Consider the following 12,186-nt stretch of genomic DNA (forward strand, 5'->3'; position numbering starts at 1 on the left):
AACACATATATATAAAAGTGATAAAAAATTGAGAGAGTTAAGTTAAGTCCACGAAACACCTTATTGATCGTATCAGTAAGGTGTTTTTTTATGACTTGTGGTATTGGTATTTTTATTTCAGTTAGATTAATAAAAGAAACAATCAGATTATTAAAAAAATAAGAAGTAGTAAGGCGTTTGAGAGACTATACAAAAAATAATAAAATAAACATTTATCATGAAAAAATTTATCGCTTCAATTATTACATTAATCTTAATGTCTCAGGCGTCTTTTGCTCAAAAAGCAGTTTTAAAAATTCAATTATTAGATGAAGAAGAAATACCCGGAACTATTTATTCTGAAATCGATGAAAATTATGGTGATTTCTACGTTGATCAAATCTCTGAAATTCCATTTACATTAATCGAAGCTGAATACAAAGCAGTGTATAAAAATACACCTGTGAAAGGTTTATTTAACAAGACTTTTGAAGTTAAACTAAAATCAGCTAATGGTATTGAAAAATTATATTTCGATGCTGATGGTAATATAGTTTTAGTAAAGAAAGATTTACAAAATGTAGAATTACCAACTACAGTTTTAAATCAATTAGAGAAAGATTATGCTGATTGGGTTATCGTATCTACTTCAGAAAATGTAAAAAACTCTAAGGAAGGTGGGAAAGAAGTTTATAAAGTAATCGTGAAAAAAGGAGACGAGCAAGATACGCTTTACTTCGACAAAAAAGCGGATTACTTATCAAAATAAATATTTAGTTATAAACATTTCAGGTTAAGCCCAAAATTGTATATAGCAATTTAGTATCTGTAAGCATGGATCCCCTATAAAGCATTACATTATAGGGGATTTTACTATTTATTCCACTTCTCATCTACCACCTTCTTTCGATAGGCGAAGATTTCTTTTAATTTATTTTTAATGACGAAAAGGTTCGCCAAATCACCAATTGGACCAAAAGGAGGGGAATATGTGACGATATCTTTCATCATTACTCCATCTTCTAAGGGTTCTAAAATATGTTGGTGATGCCATAAATTGTAAGGTCCAACTCTTTGTTCATCAACAAAGTATTCTTTATCTCTTACATGCGTAATTTCTGTCATCCAATCCATTTTGATACCAAGTAATGGACTCACTTTATAGGTGATTATCATACCTTGATACATTTTTTCTTCTAAATGTTCTGAAGTTATATCAAACCCCATATAGTCAGGCGTTATTTCTTTTAGATTTTTTGGTGAAGAGATAAAATCCCAAACTTCATCAACTGAAGCATTTATTTTTTGAGAGGCTTTAAATTGATAAAATCCCATAGTTATAATTTTTCTATTTCTTCTAAAACTTGATTTGCCTCATACATTTTTTGATCGCTTTGCATTCTATTTACTGTTGAAAGTCGATGCGACTCCTCTAAAAGCTTTTTATACTTTGCTTCTAGCTTTTCTTTTTTTGATTTCTTTTTAAATAGTCCAAACATGGTTTTTACATTTTAAGAGTTGATAATCCACCATCTACATGAAGTACTTGTCCTGTCATCCATGATGATTGATCAGAGAGTAAGAAAAGTGTTGCATCAGCTATATCTTTAACCGTACCAATACGTTGGAGAGGATGAGTCTTCGCATTCGCTTCGATTTTGGCTTCTGAATTGATAAATTTTTCAGCTAAAGGTGTGGCGGTTAAAGATGGAGCAACAACATTGAAACGTATTTTAGGTGCATATTCTGCAGCGAGAGATTTCGCGAGCCCTTCGATAGCTCCTTTAGAACAAGAGACAACACTGTGGTATTTGAAACCCATTTGATGAGCAACAGTTGAATACAATACTACTGAGCCATTTCCTTTTCTCAATGCATTTATACACCCTTGTAAGACCTTAATTGCTCCTCCGACTTGTAGTTGGAAGTCGTTCATGAAAGTAGATAATGGTATTTTTGCAAATGGTAATAATTCAATTGCACCTGGACAATATACCAATCCATCTAATTCATTAGGAATAACAGAAAAGTCAAGGTTTTCGTCTAGAATATTAAAGTGGAAGAATTGTACATTGCTGTAATCTTCTTGAGGAGTAGTTGTATTATAAGTAGCATATATTTCATGCCCTTGATTTGAAAGCTGCTTTACAACCTCTTTTCCGATTCCGGAAGATCCACCAATTACTAATATCTTTTTCATATCTATTTGATTAAATACAACTACTAAACTGATGAGAAGAAATATTGTTTAATATTATTAATTTAATTGTTAAACAAAAAAACACCAAAGGCTCTACTGAACCCTTGGTGTAAACTAAGGAATGAAATGAATATACTTATTTTAGTTGATAATTATTTTCTTTACTATTTGTTGATTATTTAAAGACACTTTAATAAGATATAATCCTTTGCTAAGTGCATTAATAGGCACTTTTATTTGATGTTTTCCGTGATTTATTTCTTTTTCAATTGGAGTTAAAACTTCTTGACCATTCAGATTAAATGCACGCATTTGTAAGAGGCCATTATTTTCTGATTGAATAGCTAAAGTGAAGTGAGTTGTAGGTTGTGTTGGATATAATGATAATTGATCTTCCAGATTTAACTCACCTACAATTGTTCTTGCATTAGAGCCCTCAGGATTGCTAGAGTACCAAACTCCATCTTTGTACCATCCTTCTCCACTTCTTGATAAATCAGAAGTTTGAGCACCTGCTCCATTATGGAAAAGTAAATTACTACTTGTTGCTCCTTCGATAGTGTAGGTATACCAACCATTTCCTTCACTACTCATTGCTTCACCTGGCCAATTAGAACTTGTGCCATTTGATGCTCCCCAATAATGTATTCTTGTACTGTTACCCCAACTTGATTTATAGTGAATCACTAATCCACTAACAGGTTCTGGAGCTATATCCGACCATTGCCCATTTTCAAACCAACCATCTCTATCTCTTGTCATATCATCTGTTTGGTTGCCATTACCATCATGGAATAACAAATTAGTTGATGTAACGGCGGCAGGGAATTCATAGACATACCAGCCATCTTCCAGTGACATCGAAGCTCCAGGCCATGCAGTACTACTTACACTTCCTACTGGTGAAGCTCCCCAATGATGAATCATGTTGTAACCTTTCACATACACTGTAAATCCACCTTCTGGCTCTGGTAATTCTTCTATAGTGAACGAAGAAGAATTTGTTGAAGAAACATTTCCTGCTTCATCTTCAGCATAATATTGAACTACAGCATCAGCTGTTAATGTAATTGTAACAGATCCATTTGCAGTTTGAGTCGGTGCAGATCCATCCGTTGAATAATAGATTGTTGGAGAAGCATCCTCATTATCTGATGCTGAAATAGATACTTCAACGCTTCCTTCAAAATTACCGCCATCAGGAGATATTGAAACTGTTGGAGCAATTGTATCTGGTTCATCTGGAATTGGTTCTTCTACCCATCCATTGTCATACCAAACATCTCCACAGATAGACATTTCATCTTCTGTAACTTTTGAACCATTACACAATAGAATGAGATTTGTACAACTTCCTTCAATTGTGTATTCATAAAATCCTTCATATTTAGAAGAAGGTTGCATACTTTCTCCAGGCCAAGTGGTCGTTGCATTACCATCTACAACACCCCAGAAATAAATCGCTGGATTACCGCAATTTGCCTTGAAGTAAACAGTCATAGAAGCAGCTTCATTAAACGTGTAAGTGCCTTGAACTACATTAGATGAACCATTTTCATTTATGGCCACTGCTTTTACTACTTTTGACTCACCTTCAATCCCACATACATCAAAACTTCCATTGTATACACTATCAGTAGCATCAGGAGTTGATCCGTCTGAAGTATAGTAGATTGTACCTTGATCTGCAGATAGGTTGATAGTTGCACATCCATTAGAGTAATTACCACTCGGTGTATCTAACGTCAATGTTGGTAGCACTACAGTTGGTGCTTTATCCCAGATAGCATAACCTGGTCCAGATACTTTTAGATTCCATCCAAAGCCAGGTGACCAATTACCACCGCCAATTTTCATCGCTACCTTATTATCAATAATTGCTGCATAGTAAGAATTATCATTTTGACCTTCTACTTGAACATAACTTGTGTTTGTAATGTTGTTTGCCTTACGAATAGCAATTATTTCTTTTAATTCCTCTTGAATTCCATAATCGAAAAAGTGAGAATAGAATACCACAGGAACACCTGGGTGAGTCAAGATATATGTATAACCTTGTAAAAGTTGAGAATTGTTGCTAGGATTATTTGGGAATGAATTATTTCCATATTCAGATCTAACAGGTTCTGTATCATGATTCTCTAGGAATGAAACTGCTTGACTACCATGAGTACCTAATAAACTTGGAAGACCATTTAAGTAGTTGTAATTACCGTTAACAGCATCATGCAGCGTATATTTTAATGGAAAATCAAATGCTGAAGAAGTATTTTGAGCACCATTTAACCATCCTACAATTTCATTATAAGGTTTCCATTGTTCACCAATTGAGATATATGGTGAAGTGGCGTTGTTATACTCAGCGAAATAATAGGCATTAAATCCATGAACAAAATCATAACGCCATCCATCAAAACCAACATCATTTTTCAACCAATTCATCCATTTTTTAACTTCATCTCTAACGGTTAATGAATTGTGATTCAAATCTCTAGCTGCTTCATATTGCGTTCCTGAATCATTGTCGCCACAAGCAGCACCTTGTTCATTGCTGAATTCACTCCAGTTAACTTCATCATCTGCACAAATGGAAGAACAACCACCTAAAGAAGGCTCTGTAAAATCTGCCCATCCAGTTGATCCAACTCTGTGGTTGATTACAATATCAGCAATTGCTTGTACATTGTTATTTCCTAAGTTTTGTACCAACGCCCTTAATTCAGCTTCCGTACCATAATTAGAATTTAGATCATACCATTTTCTAGGTAAATAACCTGCTCTATCAGCAGCGTCAGAAGGAGGTGGAAGCCAGATAGCGTCAAATCCAGCCTCAGAGATAGCACCGACTTTCCCGTTTAAGTTTGTCCACCAGTCTTTTGCAGTTGGATCCGCAGCTTCCCAATGGAAGCCTTGAAGTATTACATCATTTCTTCCTGCTTGTTGTGCAGAAGATTCGGTGTGTAAAAATAGTCCTGCCATAATAAGAATAGCAATAGATCGTAATAGTAATAGTTTCATTTTCATTTCAGAAATAGATTTAATAAAGTGAAATTTGCAGGCTACATAGCTGATTGAGAGAGCCTTTTAATAACGAATGATACAAAACTATCAGATTCAAAATTTTTTATCGTACCATATTCTAAAAAAGGTGTCCATTTTACATTTAACACTGTACCGGTTTATGTAGTGGTACTTTGTAAAAGTCACAAATCCAACGAGTTAGTTTTTTTGATTGTCTATTTCAGTTAATCGGGTAATAAAAAAAGCCATTTAATGAAAATTCAATAAATGGCTTCTTAGATAGTAATTATTTACCAATCAATTGGGAAATAATCTTTTAAGAACTTACCTGACCAATGTTTTCCAGAGTTGATACCATCAATCAATGGGTCAAGAACTCTTGCTGCTCCATCCACAATATCTAAAGGAGGTTGGAAATCATGAATTTCTTGTTTCTTAGCAGAAATATGGGCAGGATCTTCATCCGTTACCCAACCAGTGTCAACAGCATTCATGTAGATACCATCTTTTGCTAACGTACCTGCAGAAGTGTGAGTCAACATATTTAAGGCTGCTTTTGCCATATTCGTATGTGGGTGACGATCTTCTTTATGGAATCGGTGGAATTTACCTTCCATAGCAGAAACGTTGATAATATGTTTCTTCCCTGTATTATCAGCTTGCATCAATTTAGATAAGCGATTACAAAGAACAAATGGTGCAATTGAATTGACCAATTGAACTTCAACCATTTCAGGTGTTTCAATCTCTCCAATTCGAAGCCTCCAACTGTTTGTTTTTCTTAAATCAACTTGTTGTAAATCAACATCTAATTTTCCTTCAGGAAATACTTCTTTTGTTTGAATAGAATTATCAAAACTATATGGAATCTGAGATAATTTTGCTGAGGCACGAATACCTACACCTGCTTCAGTTGTACTCCATTTTACAGGAAGTCTTCTATTTTTAGCACTTGAACTACCATCAGAAAGGTCACTTAACTGTTCAACACAATACTGATGTTCAGATAATAAGTGTTGAGTATCGGCATCTAATGCTGCAAATGGCTTTTCTTCATCCTCCATCATGTGAGCATAAAAACCTGATGGACGGCGAACAGTCTGAGCTGCATTATTAATTAAAATATCTAAGCGACCATATTTTTGCTCAATATAGTTACAGAAGATTTCAACACTTGGAATATGTCTTAAATCTAAGCCATGAATTTTCAATCGATCCTTCCAAACATGATAATCTTCTTCCTTAGAGAATCTTTTAGCAGAATCAACAGGGAATCGAGTGGTAGCCACTACAGTAGCACCTGACCTCAATAAGATTAGTGTAATATGATATCCAATTTTTAATCTAGACCCTGTAACAACTGCAATCTGTCCTGTAAGGTCAGCTTCTTGGAATCGTTTTGCATAGTTAAAATCACCACATTCAGGACACATTTGATCATAAAAATGATGCAACTGAGTATACTCCTTCTTACAAACGTAACAATTTCGTGGAGATTCTAATTCTGGCATATCTTGAGGAAGATCTTGATCTTCAAGTATTTTAGGAGCAATAAAGATATGATTTTCTCTTGCACTTCTAATCCCAGTGAATTTCCTAGAATGCTTATCTCTTTCTTGCTGTTTTCTTTTTGCTGCCTTCTTTTTATCTTTTCTTCTTGTATCGTATTCGTCTTTATCCGGGCGAGATAATCGTCCAGCAGCCTTCATTAAAGCAATACGCTTTTCTTCAGGTAATTCGAATAATAGATTTGTATTTTCTAAAATAGCTTCAAGAGTAGCAGTACATTGCTCAATCTCTTCTAGGCTAATATTTTTTTTCTCTTCTTCCTGCATATATCTTCGCTTCTTATAAAAAATATAGCCAAAGATATGAAATTCAATCTACATATAAAGTGAACATGATTTTGTTAACTTAAATATTGCTTCAGCTTAAATTCTAATCGACATTTAACTACTTTCCATTCTGACGAAATTATAGAAAAGACAACGGTGTCTCGTATATTACCAACTTTATCTATGGTATGATTTCTAAGAATACCATCTTGTTTTGCTCCAATGCTAGCAATGGCCCTCCTAGAGTTTTCATTGTGAAAATGTGTTCTAAATTCAACAGCAATACAATCTAATTTCTCAAAAGCATACGAGAGTAAAAGTAACTTACATTCTTTATTAATACCTGTTTTTTGTGCTGATTTAGCATACCAAGTATAGCCAATTTCTAATCTTTTAGATTTTGAGTTTGCATTCAAAAAACGAGTGGTACCGATTACAGTATTTCGTCTTTTATCAATTACAGCAAAAGGAAGGCTCGTGTCCTGTTCAAATTGTTGATTTGCTAAGAATAGATATTGATCTATATTTTCAAGAGAAGGGACACTTGTAAACCATAATTCCCATAACTTACCATCATTAGCTGCTTGAAGTAGTTCATTTTTATGTTCAAAAGTCAAAGGAACTAGTTTAACAAATTTTCCATCAAGAGTGATAGGTTGAAGCCATTTTGTAATTTCCATAATAATAAAATTAGAGATGAAAAAATAAAAAAGGCTACCCTTTAGAGTAGCCTTTTCAAAACAAGATTTTCATAGTCAAAGAAAATCACATTAACTTATCAAATCAGATTCAATTAAATTTCGAATGTAATCTGAAACTTTCATGCTCTTCTTTTTCGCTTGTTCTTCTAGTGCAGAATACTCATCTTCTGACATTCTAAAAGTGACAATTTTGTTTGAACCTCCTGTTTTACGAGGTTTTCTTCCACGATGTTGGATAGCAATGCGGTATTCCTCAAGAAAGTCTCTTGTTGATAATGCATAAGGTTTAACCCCGTCTACGTAAATCATTGAACCTTCTTCAGAACCCTTCCATGCTGCCTTTCTTTTTGAAGTGAAACTTTGAAAAAAAGCCTTTCTGGTTTCAAAACTTTTTGTTTCACTGGCAGGCACTTCTTTCATAAACTCCTTAATGGATTTTTTAGTATCCTTGGCGAGTTTATCGATTTCTTCAAAAGGTTTTTTATAGTAAATGTACTTTGCCATAAGAGATATATTCGTAATACGTTATAGTCAAATAATCAATTTCTTTAGAGATTTCCAACTTATTGATCGTTTTTTCTTTTCATAGCTTGAAAAAAAACAGTTATTTCTATATTCAACTTAATTTTATTCAAAAAACTTCCGCATTTCAAAATAAATTTAAGTCAATTTGAGAACAAAGAAATATAAAGAACCGTCTTGAAAATGTATAAATATTAATAGTATATATTCTGATTATCATAAAGTTAATCAAATTTTTTAATTTTTAGTTCCATGAACTATTTTTTGTTTTCAAAAAACTTCTAAAGTGTAGTATCTTTTTTTTTATTAGTTTCGTAATGCGATCAAATAACGAATAAATTAATATGAATACAACTTCTTTTTTCTTTTACGATTACGAAACATTTGGAAAAGATCCTAAACAAGATAAAATTGCCCAATTTGCAGGAATCAGAACAGACGTGAATTTTAATCCAATTGAAGATCCAATTGTTTTGTATTGTAAACCGTCAAAAGATTTTCTTCCATCTCCAGAAGCTTGTCTAGTTACAGGTATTACTCCCCAGATCGCTGAAGCTCAAGGAATCCCTGAATTCGAATTTATGGCTAGAATAAAAGATGAACTGGGTAGGAAGGGTACATGTCATATAGGTTATAATAATATTCGTTTTGATGATGAATTTTCTAGATATGGTTTTTATAGGAATTTTATTGATCCATATTCTCATGAATACTGGGACCAAAATTCTCGTTTAGATCTTTTGGACATTGTTAGAATGACTTATGCTTTAAGACCTGAAGGAATTAATTGGCCAAAAAATGAAGACGGGACAACTAATTTAAAATTAGAAAATTTATCAAAAGAAAATGGGATAGAACACGAAAATGCTCATGATGCATTAGCTGATGTTTGGGCTACTATTGAAATGGCTAAAAAAATTAAGGAAGCAAATCCAAAACTACTTAATTACGCTTTAACAATGAGAAATAAACAAGGAGTAAAAAAGATGATAGAAGATGCAATGACTTCAATTGATAAACTTCTTTTTATCACTCCTTACGTTTCAATGGCAAATGGTCATCTTTCGTTTTTTGTGCCTTTAGCCAATGACAAAAGAAATCAAAGTGCTTTCAATGGTATAGATCTTCATCATTCTCCAAATTCATACGCACACCTTTCTGTTGAAGAAATTCGAGAAAAATTATATGCTAAAAATGATGAACAAACTGATCGTCCTAGTATTAGACAGGTGGTTATTAATAAATCAAGCATGTTCGTAACACCAAAAATTCTTACTGAAGACAGAGCAAGGCAACTAAATATAGATTTACAATTAATCAACAAACACCTATCAGAACTTAAAGATATACTTAAAGATCAACCTGAATTCAGAGAGAAAATTAATGAGGTCTTCAATACCCCATTTCCAAAGCAGGAAGATGTCGATGCCAGATTATATGAGAAATTTATTGATAAGGATGATGCACGTTTAGGGCAGAGATTAAGTGCTGTTGGGAAAACTAACCCTGAGAACCTAAACCTTGAATATTTTAATTTTAAGGATGAACGACTGAAAGAGTTATTATTTAGATACAAAGGAAGAAACTTTTATAATGATTTAAATAATAATGATTTAAAGGTGTTTAAATCGTATTGTCGAGCAAAAGTTTTTGATGGACTTGGAGGTGGAATGCCTTTTGATAAGTATTTAGAGCATATTAATGAGCTAAAAAGTGAAAGAGTTGAAGAAGAAGATCAGAACGTTCTTAAATCACTAGAAAAATACGCTCATTTGTTAGTAAAGGAATTAAAACAATAATGAATAACTATACTAGATTTTTCTTCTTTTTAATTTTAAATTTCTATTGTATTGAAAGTTTTGCCCAATTCTTCAAATACAAAACACCTGAAAAATCGGAGAAGATTACGATAAAACTTTTACAGAATGGAAACCAACATCCAAGGTGGAAACAAGTGATTTTTAAAGAAGCTAAATTTTCAAAAAATAATAGCTTAATCACTGATGCTCTAATGGTGGATTTTGGGATAATCAAAGAAAATAATAAATCTATCTCATTGACTTGTACAGGAGGTTTTACTGATGCCAATATTGAGTTATTTTTTGTCGGTGATACAGATTTTTTCTCTATTGATATAGATACTATTCAAAATGTTTGGCAAAAATATCACGAAACAACTTTTTATAAAAAAGCACTTAAAGATCTAAATATTACGATTAGACCTAAAGTTATAGAAAAAGGAAGTCATAAAGCTTTCATAGCATTTAGAATTGATAAACAGATTTATCGAATAGCTATAAAGGCCGATACAAAAACAAAGATTGTCAATCATAAAGAGGATATAACTTTAAATTTAGGTCTTGTAGAAGCAGATTCAACTGAGTTTACAAATTATCATTTTTCAAATTTAGGAGAATTACCGCTGGAAATTACTTATTCTGGAGATAGTAGTGGCTTTCTTTTTCAAATAGAAGGGGATACACTTCGACAAGATAGTATTAATAATTATATACCGACATCTGATACGCTTACACTTTCATTTGCTCCTGTTGCAACAATATTAGGGGATAAGTATGGGGAGCTTATTTTAAAAAATAATTATATAGAGCAGCATATTTTTCTATCTAGTTTTGTTAAGAAAATTAGAGGTGAAGTATTCTGGGAAGACACAACTTCTACTTTAATTAACAATATCCAAATAGAAGAAACGAAGCTTTTTAGTCCTTTAGATACTGTTTGGCTAGAAGCGGCATTTTATAATGATAGTGACTATGACACTTTGTATAATATAGATTCTATTTTCAATTTTAATCTCCCTAAATGGTTAAAGTATGAAATACCAGAAAAACGTCTTAATCCAAGGTCAAAAGAAAAGATTAAAATACCATTAACGCTAAAGAAGACATCTGATTTAACAAAGTCTTTAAATGGAGTTGTCACAGTAATAATAAATGAAGATTCTTCTTCTCAAGATTATTCAATTAGTTATAATCCTGAGGTTATGTTAATAAATGAATTAAGAAAGAATATTCCTGATGAATTACAGTTTTCATCTCATCAAGATACTTTCGAAATCAAGGTACCTTATCTCAATACGGAGAAGAATGCCGTTTACCCATCTGTTAAGAATTTTCTTAAAGAAGTAAATGTACCAAAAGATTTAAAGGTCTTTTATGGAACACCGAGAATTAAACCATGGCGGAAAGGATATATATCAATCTATATAACACCATTTGATTCTATTAATTTCCATAAAGAAAAAATAGACACTTTATCATTTAATGTATACGGTCAAGAAACTTTAACGAAAGTAGAACTAATACAAGAACCATGGGAAGAAATCATCAAAGATTACACTTCTGAAATTATTTATGGCATTATAGCTTTTATATTGATAATAGTAGGAGCGTTTTCGCCTAAGATTTATAAATTGATAAAAGCTAAATATCAAGAAAGACAACAAATGATCGCTATTAAACATAGAAAGGAAGTTTTTAAAGAAATTGAGGAGTTCATGATTGAGAATAATTTAGAAGAACATTCCTTTAAAGAGGGGCTGTTAAAATTAAAAGAAAAACTTTATCAGTAGTAATTTCATAATCTATTTTGCTATTAACGAGAATAACATCTAACCAATACTGAAACAGTGTAACCATTCTTAACTTCTGTTAGAATTTTAATGATAATAATAGTTTGCATTTAAAAAACCTTCTATTACCTTTGCACTCCCTTCAGCAAACGGCTAAGGAAAAACATGATGTGTGTAGAGGCGTATAGCATACGCCTAAAGGATTGATAATCAGTTATCTAAATGAGTTTCTAAATAAAACAAAATATATATTGCAGATTAAATTTCCTTTCTTACCTTTGCACTCGCCTTTAACGAAAGGCATTTAAAACTCCTCTTTTGGAGTAATAAAATACAGTG

Annotated in this window: 10 protein-coding genes; 3 read left to right on the forward strand and 7 right to left on the reverse strand. The window is 32.5% G+C overall.

Translation table 11 applies throughout. The annotated features are described in order from the left end of the window. Nucleotides 1-217 precede the first annotated feature (217 nt). Entirely contained in the window at nucleotides 218-748 is a 531-nt protein-coding gene (locus ACXAHM_RS23370; RefSeq protein ID WP_474965676.1) for a hypothetical protein, read from the forward strand. 104 nt (nucleotides 749-852) lie between these two features. Here ACXAHM_RS23370 and ACXAHM_RS23375 read toward each other — a convergent pair whose 3' ends face one another. The 7 genes from ACXAHM_RS23375 to ACXAHM_RS23405 all read right to left on the reverse strand — a co-directional run bounded on the left by ACXAHM_RS23375 (nucleotide 853) and on the right by ACXAHM_RS23405 (nucleotide 8,240). Then, nucleotides 853-1,314, reverse strand: a complete 462-nt coding sequence (locus ACXAHM_RS23375) for an SRPBCC family protein (RefSeq protein ID WP_474965678.1) — start codon at nucleotides 1,312-1,314, stop codon at nucleotides 853-855. Between the two features lie 2 nt (nucleotides 1,315-1,316). Continuing rightward, entirely contained in the window at nucleotides 1,317-1,478 is a 162-nt protein-coding gene (locus tag ACXAHM_RS23380) for a Lacal_2735 family protein (protein ID WP_474965680.1), read from the reverse strand. A 5-nt stretch (nucleotides 1,479-1,483) separates the two neighbouring features. Further along, the gene (locus ACXAHM_RS23385) at nucleotides 1,484-2,179 is read right to left on the reverse strand and encodes an SDR family NAD(P)-dependent oxidoreductase (RefSeq protein ID WP_474965682.1); all 696 of its coding nucleotides are present in this window, start codon (nucleotides 2,177-2,179) and stop codon (nucleotides 1,484-1,486) included. A gap of 141 nt (nucleotides 2,180-2,320) precedes the next feature. Beyond that, entirely contained in the window at nucleotides 2,321-5,197 is a 2,877-nt protein-coding gene (locus ACXAHM_RS23390; RefSeq protein WP_474965684.1) for a starch-binding protein, read from the reverse strand. Nucleotides 5,198-5,490: 293 nt separating this feature from the next. Further along, nucleotides 5,491-7,035: an SDR family NAD(P)-dependent oxidoreductase gene (locus ACXAHM_RS23395; RefSeq protein WP_474965686.1), complete on the reverse strand. Its 1,545-nt coding sequence runs from the start codon at nucleotides 7,033-7,035 to the stop codon at nucleotides 5,491-5,493. A 74-nt stretch (nucleotides 7,036-7,109) separates the two neighbouring features. After that, nucleotides 7,110-7,715: a GNAT family N-acetyltransferase gene (locus ACXAHM_RS23400; protein ID WP_474965688.1), complete on the reverse strand. Its 606-nt coding sequence runs from the start codon at nucleotides 7,713-7,715 to the stop codon at nucleotides 7,110-7,112. Between the two features lie 90 nt (nucleotides 7,716-7,805). Beyond that, nucleotides 7,806-8,240: a plasmid mobilization protein gene (locus ACXAHM_RS23405; RefSeq protein WP_474965691.1), complete on the reverse strand. Its 435-nt coding sequence runs from the start codon at nucleotides 8,238-8,240 to the stop codon at nucleotides 7,806-7,808. Between the two features lie 362 nt (nucleotides 8,241-8,602). Between ACXAHM_RS23405 and sbcB the strand changes: the two genes are divergently transcribed. Further along, on the forward strand, nucleotides 8,603-10,057 hold the full coding sequence (sbcB, locus tag ACXAHM_RS23410) for an exodeoxyribonuclease I (RefSeq protein ID WP_474965693.1): 1,455 nt from the start codon (nucleotides 8,603-8,605) through the stop codon (nucleotides 10,055-10,057). Between the two features lie 155 nt (nucleotides 10,058-10,212). Then, nucleotides 10,213-11,847 carry a hypothetical protein gene (locus ACXAHM_RS23415; RefSeq protein WP_474965695.1) on the forward strand — a complete coding sequence of 545 codons (1,635 nt, stop codon included), beginning with the start codon at nucleotides 10,213-10,215 and terminating at the stop codon, nucleotides 11,845-11,847. Nucleotides 11,848-12,186: the final 339 nt, after the last annotated feature.

The sequence above is a fragment of the Flammeovirga sp. AWQ4_249 genome, from assembly GCF_056161045.1.

Bases quoted from the DNA above. Each gene is read 5' to 3' on its own strand.
- ACXAHM_RS23370 (WP_474965676.1), top strand. From the start codon at position 218: ATGAAAAAATTTATCGCTTCAATTATTACATTAATCTTAATGTCTCAG.
- ACXAHM_RS23375 (WP_474965678.1), bottom strand. From the start codon at position 1,314: ATGGGATTTTATCAATTTAAAGCCTCTCAAAAAATAAATGCTTCAGTT.
- ACXAHM_RS23380 (WP_474965680.1), bottom strand. From the start codon at position 1,478: ATGTTTGGACTATTTAAAAAGAAATCAAAAAAAGAAAAGCTAGAAGCA.
- ACXAHM_RS23385 (WP_474965682.1), bottom strand. From the start codon at position 2,179: ATGAAAAAGATATTAGTAATTGGTGGATCTTCCGGAATCGGAAAAGAG.
- ACXAHM_RS23390 (WP_474965684.1), bottom strand. From the start codon at position 5,197: ATGAAACTATTACTATTACGATCTATTGCTATTCTTATTATGGCAGGA.
- ACXAHM_RS23395 (WP_474965686.1), bottom strand. From the start codon at position 7,035: ATGCAGGAAGAAGAGAAAAAAAATATTAGCCTAGAAGAGATTGAGCAA.
- ACXAHM_RS23400 (WP_474965688.1), bottom strand. From the start codon at position 7,715: ATGGAAATTACAAAATGGCTTCAACCTATCACTCTTGATGGAAAATTT.
- ACXAHM_RS23405 (WP_474965691.1), bottom strand. From the start codon at position 8,240: ATGGCAAAGTACATTTACTATAAAAAACCTTTTGAAGAAATCGATAAA.
- sbcB (WP_474965693.1), top strand. From the start codon at position 8,603: ATGAATACAACTTCTTTTTTCTTTTACGATTACGAAACATTTGGAAAA.